The following is a 20,043-nucleotide window of genomic DNA, read 5'->3' on the forward strand; positions in this document are numbered from 1 at the left end:
CTAGTTTATTAATTAGTTGGCTTTTTTTGTGATTGAGATATCTCCTAAAATAAAAATTTAAGACAAAAACCCAACCTAAATTAATTTGGTCGGGTTTAACTAAACTAAAACTACTATACTACTAATAACTATTTTGATCTAATACTCCTTGTGATAGTTGTACTTGATCGAAAGGAATTGGCATAATTTCATTTTTATCAGCCTGAAAACCTAAAGGTCCTAAAATAGCTTCGGCTCTTCCAGTACGTATTAAATCGTGGTAGCGGTACCCTTCTCCTGCAAACTCTACACGTCTTTCATGATAGATCGCATCCAACAAAGCTTGACCGCTAAGCGTTAATGGCAAGTCTGGCACCACCGTTGGTAATTCATTTCCTCTTGCTCTGGTACGGACTTTATTTACATACTCTATAGCTGTTAACGGATCAGTATCGTAAATAGCTTCTGCATACATCAAATACACATCTGCTAAGCGAATTGCACGAATGTTCATATCGCTATTTCCTGCACCTCCAACATTCGGTTTTTGATATTCACTATAAGGAGCCCAAGCGTATTTTCTATTATACCATTCCGTACCATACCCTCCAGGTACGTTGTAAAATGAAGCATCTAAACGAGGATCATTGATTTCGTATTCATTTCTTAAATCTTCTTTTATTTGACCAAATCCAATCCCCCCTTTACTACGAGGTGTTAACATACGACCAATAAGCGTTCCCATCTTACTGGTATTGGTAGAAAAGTTAATTTCAAAAACAGAACCAGTACCCCACTCTCCTTCAGGGCTAAATATTTTTGAAAAATCAGGCTCTAAAGCATAACCTGGGATTAGCAAAAATTGTTCTCCATAGGTTTTTACCTGATTCATCTTATTTTGATATAGAGATACTCGCATCATCAACCCAAGCGCTGCACCTTTATCTGCATGTCCAAAAGATGCATTTCCTCTATCGAACCTAGAAGGTAAAACGTTGATAGCTACTTTTAAATCCTCTTCTATTAACTCGTAAATTTGTTCTTTTGTGGCTCGTGGAACCGCATAACTACCTGGCTCTTGTGGTTCTGTAATTAGAGGAACTCCTCCAAAAGAATTCACCAAATCAAAATAATAATACGCTCTTAAAAAATGAGCTTCTGCTAATATTTCTTCTTTTTTGGATGTATCTTCAAACTCAATATCAGGTACTTTTTGTAATACCAAATTGGCATACAAAATCCCTTTGTAATTTACTGCCCAAATAGCCGTTACCGAATTGTTAGACGTTTGCAATGTATAGGTCTCTTTTTCAAATAATTGCGGACCATCATTGACACGTGCTCCTCCTTTTAATATATCATCAGTACCTATATCTCCAAAAATCAAATCATTTGAATTTGCAGCCAGAAAATTTTCAACGCCATACATTTCTCTCAGAGGAGAATAGGCTGCGTTTAACCCCTGTTCTGCATCGGTAGGAGTTTTATAAAAGTTATTTAACAGCGGAGAACCATAAGCGTCTATTTCTAAATAATCATCCTCACAAGATGCCATTCCCACAAAAAGAACAAGGCAACTTAATTTTATACTTTTTATAACGGTTTTATATAAATTCATCATCAACATGGTTTTAAAAGTTAATATCTAATCCTAGCGTAAAAGTTCTTACAGACGGGTAACGACCTCTATCGATACCAATATCTAAAGGATTGTTTTGAGAAGAATCAATTCCCACTTCTGGGTCTAATCCATCATAATTAGTAAATGTCAGTAGGTTTTGACCTGCTGCATAAACTCTTAATTTGGTGATGAAAATTGTGTCAAGCAATTCATTAGGCAAACTGTAACCCAATTGAACATTTTTTAATCGTAAGTAAGACCCATCTTTTACAAATCGACTAGACAGTGCTGTATTGACTCCATTTCCTGCAAAAGTTACTCTTGGTACCGAGTTTGATGTTCCTTCTCCTGTCCAACGGTTTAACATATTGGTTTTTAAATTAGTTCCTAAATCTCCTTCTAGGTAATAGTTACTTGCATTAAAAATCTTGTTTCCGTGACTTCCTTGAAAAAATGCAGTAAAGTCAAATTGCTTGTACTCCATGTCTAAATTAATTCCGTAGGTAAACTTTGGAAAAGGAGAACCTATATACGTTTTATCTTGATCGTCAATTTTTCCATCATTATTTAAATCTTTGTACCTTATATCTCCAGGTTGTGAATTCAAGAAAGTAGGTCCATTGTCAACTTCGGTTTGGTTTTGATAAATACCATCCATTATATATCCATAAAAAGAAGCCAAAGGTTGCCCTGCTTCTGTTCTGGCAATATTTTTAAAACCTGAACCATTTCCTGTTTGAATAATACTTCCTTCATCAGCCAATCTAATTACTTTATTTTTGATGAATGAAATATTCCCTCCAACATTGAAGCTAAAGTCTGAAAATCTTTTTTTATAATTCGCTGTAATTTCTACTCCTTTATTTTCAATATCTCCAGCATTTGTAAACGGGTTTTGCTTATATCCTGCATTTGTCAAAATAGGGGTAGCCATCAACATATCTGTTGTATTTTTTATAAAATATTCTGCAGAAAAAGTAAGTTCATTGCTAAACAAGGCTAAGTCAAGACCAAAGTTTTTGGTTACTGTAGTTTCCCATTTCAGATTAGGATTTCCTGGTCGCAAAGGGGCTACACCTAACGCGGTTAACTGATCGTTACCATACATGTAGTTGGTTCCGATATTTAGGGTATTATAGGTAGCAGTATTCGGTATATTTTGATTTCCTGTCTCTCCCCACCCTGCTCTTAATTTCAATTGATTGATAAAATCGATATCGTAAAAATCTTCTTTGTGTAAGTTCCAAGCTGCTGCCAATGAAGGGAATTGTGCCCAACGATTATTTGCACCAAAACGAGTAGATCCATCAAAACGGTAGGTTCCCGTTAACAAATATCTATCATCAAAACTATAGTTTACTCTACCAAAAAAAGACAACAATTTAGACTCTGTAATAGTACCATCAGCAAAAGCGGTAGAAACATCCCCAGCTCCTAAAGTAGAATTGGCCACACTCTCTGGAATTCCATTGCGTTGGGTGTTTACATTGTTATATGATAACTCTTGTACCTCTTGCCCCAACAATGCATTAATACTATGTTTTTTATTAATTTCAGTTTGATAGTTTAAGGTGTTAGAAAGAATCATTACCCTGTTTTCTGCTCTGTTTAATTTGTAAAAACTCGTATTAGACAAATAAGTAGGAGCTACAAAATATGCTGGTTGAAAATTATCCACTTTAGTGTTGTTTACTTGCAAACCATAATTTGACTTAAAAGTCAATCCCTCCATTAGTTTTGCTTCTAAAAATAAGTTCCCAAAGAAACTCTCTCTAATCTGAGGAGTTTGCCCATATTTTACCAAACCTAACGGGTTGATAGCTGTAGAATAATTGGTCACTCCAAAGCTTCCATCTTCATTATAAATAGGTGTAACAGGATCTACCACATACCCTGAAAAAGCAGCTCTTGGCCATGCATTTCCACTATACTCAGGCACTGTTACTTTGTCTGCTTTTGCATATTGTAAATTGTGCCCTATTTTTATTTTAGGTTTTATTTGATAGGTATTATTTACTCTAAAATTGGTTCTTTTATAAGATGAGTTTTTTACTACTCCTTCTTGATTTATAAGCCCTAAAGAAATATAATACGTACTCTTGTCTGAACCTCCTGAAATAGACAATTGGTGACTTTGTTGAATTGCTGATCTATAAACCGCATCTTTCCAATTGTAAGATTTTAGGGAACCCGGATTAGCCAAGCTAGGATCTATTGCCTCACCATCATTTGTTAACCCTTCATTGTATAAGGTTGCCCATTGTTCAGCATTCAACACGTCTACGTTGTTTACTTTTTCTTGCACCCCCACATATGTTCTATACGTTATGGTAGGTTTTCCTTTTTTTCCTCCTTTTGTGGTAATCAAAACCACTCCATTTGCCCCCCTAGAACCGTAGATTGCTGTAGCCGAAGCATCTTTTAAAACCTCAACGGACTTGGCATCTTCCATATTAATGGTCGTGATATCATTAATAGGCACACCATCTACAACATACAACGGGTCAGCGTTATTGATTGTTCCTGTACCTCTAATTCTAACTGTGGGGGTTGCTCCAGGTGTACCTGTACTTTTAGACACCGTAACTCCCGCAGCTCTACCCTGAATTGCTTGAGCTATGGATGTATTTTGAGTTTTAGTAATTTCTCCTGTTGCTACAGAGGCTACTGCTCCTGTAACATCTGATTTTTTTACCGTTCCATACCCAACCATTACCACAGCATCTAGCATACTTACATTCTGTTCCATCACAACATTTATAATCGTTTTAGAACCCACTTTTACCTCTTTGTCTTTGTAACCCACATAGGAAAAAATTAAAATTGCATTAGGGTTGTTAACACGAATTTCGTAGTTCCCATCAAAGTCTGTAATAGCACCACGACTGGTTCCTTTTATCACAACATTGGCTCCTGGAATAGGCATATCAAACTCATCTTTTACAGTTCCTTTTACCACTTTTTGCTGTTGCTCATTACTAAGTTTAACAGACTGCCTTTCTTTAATTACCACCTGTCTGTCTGAAATAAAGTACCCTAAATTTGTTTTTTTTAACGATTTACTTAAAACCTCCTGCAACTCTGCATTTTTAACTTGCAGCGTAACTTTTATATTCTTGTCTATAATTTCATCTTTATAGAAAAAAATATATTTACTTTTATGTTGAATTTCTTTAAAAAGCTTCTCTAAAGAGATGTTTTTCACATTCAAATCTATTTTTTCTTGGGAATAGGGAATGTTGGCGTAAACTGAACCCAACCCAATTCCAATAAACAATAAAAAGACTTTCATAATTTTCCACTCGATACTAGACAACACACATTTTTTCTGTTTATCTAGTCGATAAAAGATTTTATTCATAATTTTAAATTTCAATTAGTTAATAATGTTTATCGTTTACAAACGATACGTTATTTCTCTTTTTTTCCAGGAGATGCGGGAACATCTTCTGGATTTTTTTTTGTGTTACTTCATATATTATTTTTTTGAATTAAACTTTAATTTATAATGACGATCGTTAATTTTCACATACTCTGTATCGCTACTTTTGCTGATAATACCCAACACTTCTTCTAAACTATCAGATAAATTAAGAGCTCCAGAAAAAGTTTCTTTCCCAAGGGATGGTTTCTCAAGTTCTATTTGAATGTTGTAGTATCTTGACAACTTTTTAAGAATGTAATCAAGTTGATTGTTCTTTAGAATCATATGTCCTTTTTGCCAAGCAAAATAACGAGACACAACTACTTGTTTGTTCATTACTCTACCCGTTGTGAGTTCAATTTTACTCATCGTACCTGGTTTGATGATAAAACTTTTCTTCTTAGACGTAAAAAATCCTTTTTCTCTATTTTCATGACTTACCTTAACACTTCCTTCTTTCAGCACCACAAAATTATAAGCATCATCTGGGTAACTGTTTACATTAAACACTGTTCCCAACACCTCAATTTCTTGATGCTTTGATAGTACTTTAAAAGGTCGATTTGCATCATGAATCACATCAAAAATAGCTTCACCTACTAAATACACTTCTCTTTTATTAGAACCAAAAGCAACAGGATACACCAACTTAGATCCCGCATTTAGCCACACTTTACTTCCATCCGAGAGTGTTAATGCAGTTCGTTTTCCGTAAGGAACCACCAAGGTGTTGAACTTTGCAGTTCTGATAGCTGAAGTGTTTTGCTGCACAACTGTATTTTGGTTGTTGATACGCACCTGCTCTCCTGTTTTTGAATACGAAATCTCACTTTCATCAGTATCTATGGTAACGTCTTTTCCTTCATCCAAAATCAACGTTATCTTATCTGTGGCCTGGGTAGGTTCCATAACTGAACGTTGGGCCATTCTTTGCAGCTCACTTTTTGTGCCTTTTGTATTATTTTGCGTGTACAAACTCAACCCAATGAGCAACGCAATAGAAGCTGCAATTCCAACCCCAATGAGTTTTCTTTTTATACGAATTCTACGTATTGAAGTAAAAATTCGCTCTTTTAACAACTGTTTTTCAATCTCAGTTAGCTGCTTTTCTTTTGATTTGTAAAATTCGTTCATCCCTAAATCTTAGATATAACCATGGCAGCCTGTATTAAAAAAACCAAATATTTACTGCCATATATACATACAAAGCACTACATTGTTAATATATAGACAATAAATTTTTATTTTTTTTGATTTTTCAAAAAAACAACCATACAATCAGGAACAAAGAGTATTCCCTTAAGGCCTTAATAGCCCTGTATACAATGGTTCTAGCAGAGGCAACTGAAACTTTTAAGGTCGCAGCTATTTCTTCGTAAGATTTTTCTTCTTTAAAACGCAAAACAATTCCTTTTTGTTGTGTTTTGGTTAAATGAGAAACTGCTTTTTCCAAACTCAACAACTTTTGATCATAAGCTTCTTTTTCCACGATGAATTGCTCGTCCGATGGAACAATCCCTTTGGCATGTAACACTTTTTGATACGTTTCGGGTTCTAGAATAACTTCTTTTTGCTTGTATCGTTTGTTAATTTTTCTTTTCAATGCTAAAAGCAAGTAGTACTGAACCTCTGTACTAGCACTAAGCTTGTGTTGATATTTGTATAAGTCTACAAACAAATCATGAATACAATCCATGGTGTACGACTTATCTCCGCATAATTTGATGCCGTAAGCGACCAAACTATCAATAAAGAAATCGTACAACTTACCCAATGCATCCTGATTGCCTTTTACAAACGACAACCATAATTGATCTTGATAAGCAGTGGCATTTAATTCCTCTTTTTTTTCTCTATTCATAGTCTAATTTGGATACTTTTCAAGCAATATTTACCATAAAATTCAAAAGGTACAAAAGCTAAAGTACTAAAAAATATGCCTATTGAATTGTCTATATGTTTATATACACAACAGAATAAGCTTAAAACAGCATAACAAAACATTAAAAAAAGAAAAGGTTATCAGAACTAACTGATAACCTCTTCGTGTATAAAAAAGAAAACTAAACTTACTAATAATTATTTTGTTCTAACACTCCTTGAGACAATTGAATTTGGTCAAAAGGCAATGGCATTACTTCATGCTTTCCTGCTTGAAAACCTAAAGGTCCTAAAATAGCTTCGGCTCTACCAGTACGTATTAAATCGTGGTAACGAAAGCCTTCCCCAGCCAATTCTACTCTCCTTTCGTGATAAATAGCATCAAGCAAAGCTTGCCCACTTAGTGTTAAAGGCAAATCTGGCACTACAGTTGGCAACTCATTTCCTCTTGCACGTCTACGTACTTTATTTACATATTCTATAGCTGTTAAAGGGTCGGTATCGTAAATAGCTTCTGCATACATTAAGAAAACATCAGACAGGCGGATTACTTTAATGTTATTTGCACTGTTATTTATTCCTCCTACAGTAGGAAATGCATAGTCGCTATGTGGAGCCCATGAATATTTTTTGTTATACCATTCTGTACCATAACCTCCAGGAACGTTATAAAAGGAGGCATCAAATCTGGGATCGTTGGGTTCAAATTCATTTCTTAAATCTTCTTTTATTTGCATAAATCCATATCCTTTTTCGGAACGAACGGTTAGGTATCTTGGTATTGAAGTTCCGACATTACTGGTGTTGGTAGCAAAGTTAATTTCGTAAACAGAACCACTGTTCCATTCGCCTTCTTGTTTAAAAATTTTATCATACTCTGGAAGCGTATAAGGAAGCGTTAAAAATTGTTCTCCATAAGTTTTTACCTGATTCATTTTGTTTTGATACAAAGAGACACGCATCATTAGCCCTAAGGCTGCTCCTTTGTCTGCATGCCCCAAATAATCAGTTCCTTTGTTAAATCTAGAAGGCAAGTCTGCAATGGCTTTTTTAAGATCTTCTTCTATAAAAGCATAGGTCTCTTCTTTAGTGGCCCTTGGTAAGTTAAACTCTCCTACCTTAAGAGGTTTGTCTACAATAGGTACTCCTCCATAAGTATTTACCAAATCGAAAAAATAGTAAGCTCTTAAAAAATATGCTTCAGCTAAAATTTCTTTTTTTCTCTCTTCATCTGTGAACTCAATTGCTGGAATATGTTTTAAAACCAAATTTGCATATAGAATTCCTTTATAGTTTACCTGCCAAATTCTTGAGACAGCAACATTTGAAGAAGTGATATTATAATTCTCTTTTTCAAACAAATGGATATTATCTGCGGGGTTCGCTCCTCCTTTTAACATATCATCAGTACCTGCATCCCCAAAACAAATGTCTGTAGAAAAACCCGCCCAAAAATTCTCTTTACCATACATTTCTCTTGTTGGTGAATACGCTGCGTTTAATGCTTGTTCTGCATCTTCTGGTGTTTTATAAAAACTACTTTCTACAGGGGTTCCATAAGCACTAATTTCTAAATATTCGTCTGTACAAGATGTGCTAACAACACCCATAAACACTATATATGCTATAAATTTTATTTGCTTTATTTTAAATATATTTCTCATATTTTCAATACTTTAAAAATTAATATCCAATCCTACAGTATACGTTCTTACAGTAGGAAACCTACCTCTATCTATTCCAATATCTAATGGACTTGCTTGAGATGTATCTACCCCCAGCTCAGGGTCTAAACCGCTATAGTTTGTAAACGTTACTAAGTTTTGACCAGCAACGTAAATACGTGCCTTACTTAACAATGTGTTTTTTAATAACGTTTTGCTAAAGTTATATCCTATTTGTACGTTTTTTAATCTTAAATAAGAACCATCTTCTACAAAACGGCTAGATAAACGTGCGTTGTTTCCTGCGTTGTCAAACGTAACTCTAGGAACAGAATTAGAAGTTCCTTCTCCTGTCCATCTGTTTAATACTGTTGTTGATGAGTTAGAATTGTAATCTGCTTCTAACAATCTTCTGGTAGAGTTAAACACGTCGTTTCCATAAGATCCTTGAAAAAATGCTGTAAAATCGAATTGTTTGTACTGCATATCTAAATTGATACCGTACGTAAAATCTGCAAAAGGAGAACCAATATACATCCTATCATCATCATTAATTTCTCCGTCTCCGTTAAGATCCTCGTACTTAACATCTCCTGGTTTTGCATTCGGTAAACTTGCATAATTATCAATTTCTTCTTGGTTTTGAAACAATCCAATCATGTTAAGTCCATAAAAAGATGCTAAAGAATGTCCTGCTTCAGTTCTACTCATATTGTACAACTGATTAGCATTTCCAGTCTGAATAATACTCCCTTCGGAAACTAATTTTTTGACTTTATTTTTGATAAACGAAATATTACCTCCTACTTGAAAAGAAAAATCATTGATGTTTTTTCTATAACTTGCCGTTAATTCTAATCCTTTGTTTTCTATATCACCAGCATTGGTATATGGATTTTCTGCGTATCCAGACAATTCTGATATAGGAGTAGCCAACAGCATATCTGTAGTATTCTTAACAAAATACTCTGCACTAAACGTAATAGCGTTTTTTAACAAAGCTAAATCGATTCCGATGTTTTTAGTAACGGTAGTCTCCCATTTTAAATCAGGATTTCCTGGTCGTAACGGAGCCACACCTTGTGCAGTAGCCTCGTCACTACCATACAAATAATTGGTTCCGATATTAAGAGTATTAAAAACAGCAGAATTAGGAATGTCTTGATTTCCTGTTTCTCCCCATCCTACTCTTAACTTTAATTGATTGATTGCATCTATCTGATAAAAATCTTCGTTATGTAAGTTCCAAGCAGCAGCTAAAGAAGGGAATTGTGCCCAACGGTTATTTGCTCCAAAACGTGAAGATCCATCCATACGATAAGTCCCTGTTAACAAGTACCTATCTTTGTAATTATAATTAAACCTACCAAAAAACGATAAAAGTTTAGATTCTGAAATACCCCCTCCGTTACTTGCTGTAGAAATATCTCCTGCATCTAAAGTTGGATTGGCAACACTCTCTGGAATATCGCTCCTTGCGGCAGAAACATTATTGTAATCCAGCTCTTGTATTTCCTGTCCTAACAATACATTAATGCTATGATCTTTTGCTATAGTAGTTTGATAATTTAAAGTATTAGAAAGCACCATTACTCTATTTTCTGCTCTAGCTAAATTATATGTACTAACAGGGTTGTTATATGCCTGTTGTACAAAAAAAGCAGGTCTGTAATTGTCTACTTTGGTATTGTTAATTTCCAAACCATAATTAGATCGAAACACCAACCCATCCATAATTTGTGCCTCTAAGAACACATTTCCAAAAAAGTTTTCTCGTATTTGTGGAGATCTTCCATATTTAATTAAGGCTAAAGGATTAATTTCTAAACCTGAACCATACAAAGCTCCTGTTAGATCTCCATTTTGATTGTATAAAGGAGAAACAGGATCTATTACATACCCTACAAATGAAGTTTTGGTATTAGAGTTTCCTCCGTATAAGGGAACAGATAGCCTGTCTGAGTAAGCATATTGAATGTTATGCCCTATCTTAATTTTAGGTTTAATTTGATAGGTATTATTCACTCTAAAATTAGTTCTTTTATACGAAGATTCTTTTACGATACCTTCTTGCTCAATTAGCCCTAAAGAAACATAATATGTAGACTTCTCTGTTCCTCCAGAAATAGCTAGTTGATGGTTCTGTTGCATTCCTGTTTGAAAAGCAGCATCTTTCCAATTGTAAGTAGTTAAATTAGATGGATTTGCAAAGTCATTATTGATAGGTTTTCCATCATTCACTAAAGCTTCGTTATAAATAGAAGCGTATTGTTCTGCATTAAACACGTCTAGATTATCTACACGCTCTTCTACTCCAAAATAAGCTTTGTAAGAAATGGTTGGTTTTCCTTTTTTACCTCCTTTGGTAGTAATTAAGATAACTCCATTTGCTCCTCTAGATCCATAAATAGCTGTAGCAGAAGCATCTTTTAACACCTCAACAGATTTAGCATCTTCCATATTAATGTTCGATACATCACTAATTGGCACCCCATCAACTACATATAATGGGTCTGCATTGTTTACCGTACCAACTCCACGAATTCTTACCGTAGGTGTAGCACCTGGTGTTCCAGAACTTTTAGATACCGAAACCCCCGCTGCTCTACCTTGAATTGCTTGTGCAATAGAAGTGTTTTGAGTTTTGGTAATTTCTTCTGTAGCCACAGAAGCTACTGCTCCTGTAACATCCGATTTTTTTACCGTTCCATATCCCACCATTACCACAGCATCTAGCTCACTTACATCTTGCTCTAAAATTACATTGATTGTTTTCTGACTTCCTACAACAACTTCTTTTTCTTTAAAACCTACATACGAGAAAACTAAGACAGAATTTGCATCATCAACACGAATTTGATAGTTTCCATCAAAATCAGTAATGGCTCCTCTATCGGTTCCTTTTACCAAGACATTAGCTCCAGGAACAGGCATATCAAACTCATCTTTAACAACTCCTTTTACATAAATCTGTTGTTGATTTTCTGACACAGCAGCCTGTACTTTTTTAGGTTGTTCCTTTACTAATACAATTTGTTTTCCTACTGTTTTGTAGTTAATATCTGTGCCCTTAAATAGGTTATTTAATACTTCTGTAACTAAGGTATTCCTTACACTTACAGAAACTTTCTTTTTATAATCTAATTCATTATCGTTGTACAACAACTTAAACTCTGTTTGTGCTTCTATAGCACGAAATACTTTTTTTACACTAACATTGTTAAGCTCTAGTGTTACTTTAGCGTTTTGAGAGTAAGAGTTTGCGTGAATCTGAAAAAGAGAAAATAAGAATAAATAGATTGTTAATTTCATCTTCAAATCTAGTTTTAAGGCACTGTCAGGCAGCTCCTTAATTTTCATTAGGATTTTCATACTTTTGTAATACGTTAAGTGGTTTAATAATCTGATTAAATCACCCTATATGTTTTTTCGGAAAATGTGGCAGCATTTTCCGATTTTACTTTTTTATAGAGTGTTACTTTTTTAAAAATTGTGGTTACCTTGCTATTTCATTTTTCTGTGTTTTTAGTTGTTTGTTTTTGTTAGTTAATTGTAATTGCATTTTTTTGTACCTTATAAGTAAAGGAAAAGTTGGTCTGAAAAGAAGCCAGAACCTCTTCTATGGTTTCAATATCAAAAGTGGCTGTAAAAACTTGTTCGGCTAGTTTTTGGTTGTGATTTTCTATCTTAATATTGTAGTGTCTTTCTAGTTTTTTTACAATGTTCTTAAACTTAACATGTTCAAAAACAATTTCTCCATGAATCCAGCTTGTATAAATAGAAGTGTCTACTTTTTCTAGAGAAATTTCATCAGCTTCTTTGCTCCACATTGCTTTATTTCCAGGACTAAGCTTAAATGTATTTTTTTGATCGTAGGTTGTATCTTCGGAGTACAAAGCAACAGAACCTTCAACTAAAACGGTTTGTACTTGCATATCTTCAGGATAAGAAGCAACATTAAACTGGGTTCCCAAAACTCTTATATTTAAATCGTTAGAATTTACAATAAAGGGATGCTTTTTATCTTTCGTTACATTAAAATAGGCTTCTCCAACCAAAAACACTTCTCTGTTTTTTCCCTGAATAAACGTGTCTGGAAATTTTAGACGAGTTCCAGAATTTAAATGTATTTCAGTTCCATCAGAAAGGGTTAGTTGAAAGGTTTTTCCATAAGGAACCACCAACTCATTATATGTTAAAGTCTCTTGGGTTGTAAAATTGCTGGCTGTAGAAAAATTTAGCTCAGCTCCATGCTGTATCCCTACAACTTTCCCTTGGTCATTTACAATCTTACTTTCTCCGTTGGTATGGATTACTTTTACTCGTCCATCGGCAAGTTTTAAAACAATTTCTTCTTGTTCTTGCTTTTTGGCTAACACCGTACTCGTAGTTCTTTTTTGATACAAATACAAGTATGAAACACCAATACCTAATACAAACACTGCTGCAATTTTTCCAAAAGTTTGCAAATATTTAATTTTAGTCTCTTTGTTTATTTGATTCTGAATCTTTTGCCAATCCTTATTTTTGTCCACATCAATTTTTGTTATCAGAATCTGTCTTTTTTCTTTAGCTTTTTTATTTTGTAATCTTTCCATTACCTGATGCGCATGTTCATCATCAAACAAATCGTATATGTTTGTTGATGACATCTGTTTCTTTTTTAGCAAAGCTTTGGCAATTTTTCTAGCTGCGTTCAGTAATTTTTCTAATCTATCCATTTTTTTCTTACACTAAGACACTAGTTCTTTTGTTAATAAAACGAGGTATTCTAAAAACAGGGTGTAAAAAAAAATGACTTTTTTTATCATTTTAATAAAAAAAGTCATTTTTGATGCATATATCACAAATATCAACATAATAAATAAGCCAAAAATACAGCATAGCAACCCTTCAGTAAGGGTCTTAATTTTTTGTAGGCAATCTTTTTCTGACTTTTAACGGTATTGATAGATATCTGTAATTCCTCGGCTATTTGATTGTTTTGATGCCCCCTCATACTAAGCTCTACAATTTCTCTACATTTTAATGGAAGTACGTTTAAAGCTTGATCTACCAACCTAGAAACTTCTTCTATCAACACTTCCTTCTCAAAATAATCTTCAGATTCTAGCAACGCAATGTCTACCTCAGTGCTTTTTACTTTATATTCTTTACTTTTTAAATAATCTAAACTTTTATTGCGTACACTAGTATATAAATATGCCTTAATGGCATCTTGGTCTTGAGATAGTATTTCATGATTCCACATTTTAATAAATACTTCTTGAACAATGTCTTTTGACTTTTCTAAATTCTCTAAATATTGATTCGAAAAAACACACAAAGAGCTATACAACGCATTGTACAATTCGTTATATCTTTTTTTATTCGTATTTGATTCGTATAAATTTTTCCTCTTCAACCTCTAGAACCCTTTATAAAACGTCAACATCAAATATAGGCAAATCCTATTTTTAATCTTGTTGTATCCTATGGTAGATTTATCAATTTTGTGCTGTACTAGAACAAATCAACAAAAAAAACAGAAAAATAAACCATGTCCATTTTATGTCCATTGCCTTTATTTATAAGGATTTGATTGATGTACTAATTTTAAAATCGTTCAATTAAACAAAATGATTTTATGAAACTTTTTAAAACAGCATTTTTGTTTGCTATTGTGTTTTTGTTCAGTTTTAGCAGTATTGCTCAGACCTGGAAAAATCCAAATGCAAGCATAGAAGATCGGGTAAATGATTTGTTAGCTAACATGACCCTAGAAGAAAAAATTAGCTATTGTGGATCTAGAATTCCAGAAATAAAACGCTTGGGAATTCCTTATTTTGAATGGTACGGAGAAGCTTTACACGGAATTATTAGCTGGAACTGTACACAATTTCCACAAAATATTGCCATGGGTGCTACATGGAATCCAGACTTAATGTTTGATGTAGCCACTGCTATTTCTAACGAAGCTCGCGCGTTAAAAAACGCAGGTAAAAAAGAAGTGATGATGTTTTCACCAACAGTAAATATGGCTCGTGACCCTAGATGGGGACGTAATGGAGAATGTTATGCTGAAGATCCACATTTAATGTCCGAAATGGCTAGAATGTATGTAAGAGGAATGCAAGGTAACGACCCTAAATACGTAAAAACCGTAACTACCGTAAAACATTATGTTGCCAATAACGTAGAAACCAAACGTGAATGGATTCATTCTAACATTGGCAAAAAAGATTTGTACGAGTATTATTTTCCTGCTTACAAAACCTGTATTGTTGATGAAGAAGCCACAGGAATTATGACTGCTTTGAACGGACTAAACGGAATTCCTTGCTCTGCACACGATTGGCTGGTAAACGGAGTTTTAAGAAACGAATGGGGGTTTAAAGGATACGTTATTGCTGATTGGGCTGCTGTTCAAGGACTGGAAAAACGTATGAAATACGCAAGTTCTCAAGCTCAAGCGGCTGCCATGGCTATTAAAGCAGGTGTTGATCAAGAATGTTTTAGAAACAAAGTAAGACAAGCTCCTATGGTACAAGCTCTTCCTGATGCTTTACAACAAGGTTTAATTACAGAAAAAGAATTGGATGTAACCGTAAAACGTTTGTTGCGTTTGCGTTTTATGACCGGTGATTTTGATGATCCTTCCCTAAACCCTTACAGTGCTATCCCCACAAGTGTTTTGGAATGTGATGCCCACAAACAACTAGCCTTAAAAGCAGCAGAACAGTCTATTGTTTTGCTAAAAAACGATGCAGTATTACCTCTTAAAAAAGACCTTAAAAGTATTGCTATGATTGGTCCTTTTGCAGACCGATGTTGGATGGGAATCTACTCAGGACATCCAAAAAGCAAAGTAAGTCCTTTAGACGGAATAAAAGCCTATACCAATGCCAAAGTAAGCTTTGCACAAGGATGTGAAGTTACTGCCAAAGAAGACGATGAGCAAAAAATAGCAGAAGCAGTCGCTTTGGCAAAAAAATCAGAACAAGTTATTTTAGTCGTAGGAAACGATGAAACGACCTCTACTGAAAATACCGATAGAAAATCCATTAAATTACCCGGAAATCAGCACCAATTAATCAAAGCTGTTCAAGCGGTAAATAAAAACGTAATTTTAGTATTGGTACCCAGCGGTCCTACTGCCGTTACTTGGGAACAAAAAAATATTCCTGGTATTGTTTGTGCTTGGCCCAACGGACAAGAGCAAGGTACTGCTTTGGCAAAAGTATTGTTTGGTGATGTAAACCCTGGTGGAAAACTAAATGCTACTTGGTACCAATCTGATAAGGATTTACCTAATTTTCATGATTACAAAATGGCAGGTGGTAACAGAACCTACATGTATTTTAAAGGAAAACCTTTATATCCTTTTGGATACGGTCTAAGCTACACCAATTTTACAATTAGCGATGTTAGTATAAATAAAAAAACACTACAAGCAAACGAATATGTAACCGTTAAAGCCAAAGTAAATAATACAGGTGCTGTTGCAGGCGATGAGGTTGTACAAGTATATATAAGAGATGTAAAATCAAAAGAAAAAACACCTTTGAAAGCCTTAAAAGGATTCCAACGTATTTCTGTAGCAGCTGGAGCTTCTAAATGGGTAGAAATTAAAATTCCTTACGAAGCATTTTCTCACTACAACACAAAAAAAGAAGCTCTAATGGTAGCTAAAGGAGAGTTTGAGATACTTGTAGGTAATGCCAGTGATGCCATTGTTACTACCAAAACTATTGAGTTAAAAAAAGGAACTTTACCAAAACTTAAAGTAGGACAAAAAAGTGCTTACTACGTGTTTGACAAAGAAAAGCATGGTAAAAAATGGGATTATTTGTATCAAAACAAATCAGATATGCAATCTTCTAATGCTTTAAAAGAAGACTCTTCTAAGTGGGTTGAATACGAAATTACTTTTGTTGATCCTGGTTTTTATGTAAATACATGGGATGCAGAACTCAACTTTATATCTGCAAGCAAAGAAGCTGTCATAGAAACTTTTATGGCTGATAACGCAATTAAAACTTACACTATTTTAAATGGTCAGAAAAGTTTAAAAATCAAAATTCCTATTCCACCAGAATACGGAAAACCTGTGCGATTAAAAATCAAAACAAGACATGGAGAAGTAGTACATCAATCCATAAAAATCATTCCTCCTGGTAACGAAGCTTCTTTTGTTATTTCAAAAATTAGCAATCAATCTAACTAAATTGATCAAGTATATTTATGTAAAAGAAAAGCTCAGAGATGCAACATCTTCTGAGCTTTTTTACTAAAAACGGTTGATGTAACTTACCAAATTAGCATCTCTAGACAGTTCCATTTTTTTTCTAAGCCTATATCTAGCTTTGTTTACACTATCTGCAGAAATTCCTAAGAGCTGAGCCATTTCTTTAGTAGAAAAGTTCAGTTTTATTAAGGCACAAAGTTTTAGTTCACTCCTACTTAAATTGGCATGTTTTTTTCCTAAAGACTTGTAAAAAGAACTGTTTACTTGTACAAATCGGGTTTCAAACTCCTCCCAAGTTTTGGCAGTATTTACATTAATGGTACTTTTTAATTGTGCTACAGACTGCTTATTTTCTTCTCTTTTTACAGCATCTAAGCCTTTTTTTATTTCGGCTAGCAATTTATCCTTTTCCATTAATTGCAAAGCCGTTACCGCCAATTCTTTCTTTTTTATATCTATTTCTGCTTGTGCTCTTTCTATAGCCAATTGTTTGTCTGCTTTGTGTTTTTTTCTAATCAATCTTAAAACAACAACTGTAGCTACCCCAGACAAGGCTAGCAAAACAATCGCAAATAGCAATTGTAAATTAAGTTTTTCTTTTTCAGCCTTTATCAATCTTAACTCTTGTTCTTTTTTGCTTCGTTTGTGGACTGCTATTGATTTTCGATAAGCATCATTGATCTCAAACAATTGTTTGTTTCGTTCACTTTGCCCTCCAAACAAACTATCACCCAGAGCTTTGGACTGAGTCAGTTGTTTTAATGCTGTTTTATAGTTGCCTAACTTTTCATTTAATTTTGCTGTTTTTTCTAACAAATCAACCTTTAGCCCTACCCTATTTTTTTGTTTTGATAAAATCTCTAGTGTTTTGTTAAAATACTGAAGCGCTTTTCTATTAGCTCCTTTTTGCACATACAAATCACCCAACATAGAGTTTACAATAGAAGCATAATGATGCGTCTCTGAAATTTTTGGAGCAATCTGCATTAATAACTGTTCCGAAGCAGAATAGTTTTTTGTAAGAGTGTATAAATGTGCTTTTTCGGTAAGCACATATAGCCGATCGTTAAAAGAGCTATGTAAAGAATCTAAAAGATGCTCGCTAACCCTTAAATACCTCGATGCTTTAGTAAATTCATTATTCATTCTATAAGTCAAAGCAGCTGCATAATACAAATTAGATTTTGTATACGCTTGCTTTAAAACTCCTGCTTTATTAGCATAAACAAACATAGAGTCAATGGCTGTAAAAGCTTTTTCTTTTTCGTAAAAAATAGAATATAGCTGTGATAAATTTTTGTAAGCCAAGTATTTTGCTTCATTACTTTGTAACGAATCTGATAAGATAAGTACCTCCCATAACTTATCGTATGCTTTTGGGTAATTTGCTTGTGATGTATATTCTTTTGCCACTTTTAGGTTTTGCTGAATTGCTTTTGGCAAGCTGTTTTGTGATAGCACACAACTACTTATAAAACAAAAAACAAATACAAAAAAACGAAAAGAATGCAACATGCTGCAAAGTTAATTAAAAACAACAGTGCGTTTTATATTACTTAAGAATCAATTTGCATATTCAAATTGATCTTGCAAAGGCACTCCATAAATAGACTCTAATCCCTTTACTGATTTTTTGTAAAAAGCCGATGCTGGTGGCAAATTCAATTCTTTCCAAAATTTGGGGTGATAGGGCAAGTTGTAATCTCCCATATCTTTATTATCTAAGCCAACACCATTCATGTCCATTTTTTTTCTATCTGTAATTACATCCAAGACCATAGCTTCGTGACGATAAGATACTTCTATTTTATTTTTGTTTGTTTTTAGGATTCTTTTCTGTGCTTCCGATACATCAATCCAGCTTTTAAACTCTCGATTGTGATAACTTAAAAACAGTTTGCCATTTGGATGTTTTTTGTAAATATACACCGCATCCAAATCTGACATTTCTACCTTATAAATTCCGTAGTTGTCTAAACCTACATACAGCCTGATGAATTTATTTTTATTATTTTCCGATCTTCCTTCTAAAATAATAACATCTTCTCCATCATAAGTAGTTCCTCCTGTTTTTTTCCATTCATATCCATATCGGTATTCTTGTGTTCTTACTGGATGCCTATTGTTCATTACATCAATAGCATGAAAATTTTGTTTCTTTTTTAAAAAACGGTAATCCCCAGATTTTCTAATTTCACTCACTACAGTTTCATCAAATCCACGACTTCCAATTCCTCTATCCAGTGCTTTGATATAATGCTCTACTAAAAATCTTGCAATATGATCTTCTGTAGAAAAACGTCTGTACAGAATATGAAGTTGATGCGTTTTTCTTAAGGTATTTTTCTTAATTGCCTTTCTGGCCAAATCCACATATTTTTCTGGAGCCAATATCTTAACCTCATCCAGACTCACCACATCTTCTGTTAACACTATTTTTTGTTGATTGCTGTTTACATAATCTTTAAGAGGGATTTTAACTGTTTTAAAACCAATGGTAGAAACCACCAACGAATCTTTTATATGTGTCTGGGGCACCAATAACGTAAATTCACCTTCATCGTTACAAACTGTACCTAAATAACTAGAAGAAATGGTTACCGAAGTAAAAGCAACTCCAAAATCGGTTTCGTCAACAACTTTTCCAGCAATTTTTAACTTGGTGTTTTGTGCACTTACCACACTAGCAAAACAACACAACATCCATAGTAGTACTTTTAGTTTCATATTTTATCTATTTAATTAAAAAACACTTTTAGCTAATAAACAAAGCTAAAAGTGTTTAAAATATATTTAGGGTACAAATCATAAATTATACAAAACAAATCGCCAACAAAACCCAATGGATTAATAAAAGAATAACTGAGAAACAAAAAAACGTCTATTTCTACCAGGAGTTACTTTTATTTTATAGTATTTGTATTGCGTATTTTTTAGTTTTAAGTTAATGGCATATTTGTTCGTAAAACGTTTGTCTTTTTTATACTTAATTTGATCTATCAATTTCCACTGTTCTTTGTTATTAGAGCCAAAAACTTGCGCATTATCCAAGTTATTTTTTCCAAAACGATAATAGGTAGCACATTGTATAATCAGTTCTTTTAGCTCAGGTTGCTGGTCGAAAGTTACACATCCTTCAAAGGGTTCTTTGTCGGTAAACATCGCCCAACCATAAGATTGTGCGTTTTTATTTGGAAAATAATCATCCAATAACAATGCTGAAGCCTTTCCAAAATAATCTGCTGTG

12 protein-coding genes are annotated in these 20,043 nt (G+C 33.9%); 1 reads left to right on the plus strand and 11 read right to left on the minus strand.

What is annotated here, in order from left to right; all coding sequences use genetic code 11:
* Nucleotides 1-121: 121 nt before the first annotated feature.
* The 8 genes from FS85_RS0102960 to FS85_RS0102995 form a co-directional block, all read right to left on the minus strand.
* Nucleotides 122-1,597 carry a RagB/SusD family nutrient uptake outer membrane protein gene (locus tag FS85_RS0102960; RefSeq protein ID WP_010134528.1) on the minus strand — a complete coding sequence of 492 codons (1,476 nt, stop codon included), beginning with the start codon at nt 1,595-1,597 and terminating at the stop codon, nt 122-124.
* A 13-nt stretch (nt 1,598-1,610) separates the two neighbouring features.
* On the minus strand, nt 1,611-4,961 hold the full coding sequence (locus tag FS85_RS15020; RefSeq protein ID WP_010134529.1) for a TonB-dependent receptor: 3,351 nt from the start codon (nt 4,959-4,961) through the stop codon (nt 1,611-1,613).
* Nucleotides 4,962-5,078: 117 nt separating this feature from the next.
* Nucleotides 5,079-6,158, minus strand: a complete 1,080-nt coding sequence (locus FS85_RS0102970; RefSeq protein WP_010134531.1) for a FecR family protein — start codon at nt 6,156-6,158, stop codon at nt 5,079-5,081.
* Nucleotides 6,159-6,282: 124 nt separating this feature from the next.
* Nucleotides 6,283-6,885 (minus strand): RNA polymerase sigma factor, encoded by a 603-nt coding sequence (locus tag FS85_RS0102975; RefSeq protein ID WP_010134532.1) that lies wholly within the window; start codon nt 6,883-6,885, stop codon nt 6,283-6,285.
* Between the two features lie 211 nt (nt 6,886-7,096).
* Nucleotides 7,097-8,569, minus strand: a complete 1,473-nt coding sequence (locus tag FS85_RS0102980; protein WP_139062132.1) for a RagB/SusD family nutrient uptake outer membrane protein — start codon at nt 8,567-8,569, stop codon at nt 7,097-7,099.
* 12 nt (nt 8,570-8,581) lie between these two features.
* Nucleotides 8,582-11,881: a TonB-dependent receptor gene (locus FS85_RS0102985; protein ID WP_237706934.1), complete on the minus strand. Its 3,300-nt coding sequence runs from the start codon at nt 11,879-11,881 to the stop codon at nt 8,582-8,584.
* Between the two features lie 230 nt (nt 11,882-12,111).
* Entirely contained in the window at nt 12,112-13,290 is a 1,179-nt protein-coding gene (locus FS85_RS15025; RefSeq protein ID WP_010134535.1) for a FecR family protein, read from the minus strand.
* Between the two features lie 131 nt (nt 13,291-13,421).
* Nucleotides 13,422-13,973 carry an RNA polymerase sigma-70 factor gene (locus FS85_RS0102995; RefSeq protein WP_029489228.1) on the minus strand — a complete coding sequence of 184 codons (552 nt, stop codon included), beginning with the start codon at nt 13,971-13,973 and terminating at the stop codon, nt 13,422-13,424.
* Nucleotides 13,974-14,195: 222 nt separating this feature from the next.
* On the opposite strand from FS85_RS0102995, the gene FS85_RS15030 reads away from it, so the two are divergent.
* Nucleotides 14,196-16,775, plus strand: coding sequence for a glycoside hydrolase family 3 C-terminal domain-containing protein (locus tag FS85_RS15030; RefSeq protein ID WP_010134537.1), 2,580 nt, complete (start codon nt 14,196-14,198; stop codon nt 16,773-16,775).
* A 63-nt stretch (nt 16,776-16,838) separates the two neighbouring features.
* Here the strand turns inward: FS85_RS15030 and FS85_RS0103005 are convergent, their stop codons facing one another.
* The 3 genes from FS85_RS0103005 to FS85_RS16690 form a co-directional block, all read right to left on the minus strand.
* The gene (locus FS85_RS0103005) at nt 16,839-18,239 is read right to left on the minus strand and encodes a tetratricopeptide repeat protein (protein WP_139062134.1); all 1,401 of its coding nucleotides are present in this window, start codon (nt 18,237-18,239) and stop codon (nt 16,839-16,841) included.
* Nucleotides 18,240-18,359: 120 nt separating this feature from the next.
* A complete protein-coding gene (locus FS85_RS0103010) occupies nt 18,360-19,523 on the minus strand; it encodes a carboxypeptidase-like regulatory domain-containing protein (protein ID WP_010134539.1) in 1,164 nt (387 codons plus the stop codon).
* 120 nt (nt 19,524-19,643) lie between these two features.
* A partial coding sequence (locus tag FS85_RS16690) for a hypothetical protein (protein WP_010134540.1) occupies nt 19,644-20,043 on the minus strand: 400 nt, incomplete at its 5' end.

The sequence above is a fragment of the Ochrovirga pacifica genome, from assembly GCF_000220525.1.
Lineage (GTDB): Bacteria > Bacteroidota > Bacteroidia > Flavobacteriales > Flavobacteriaceae > Ochrovirga > Ochrovirga pacifica.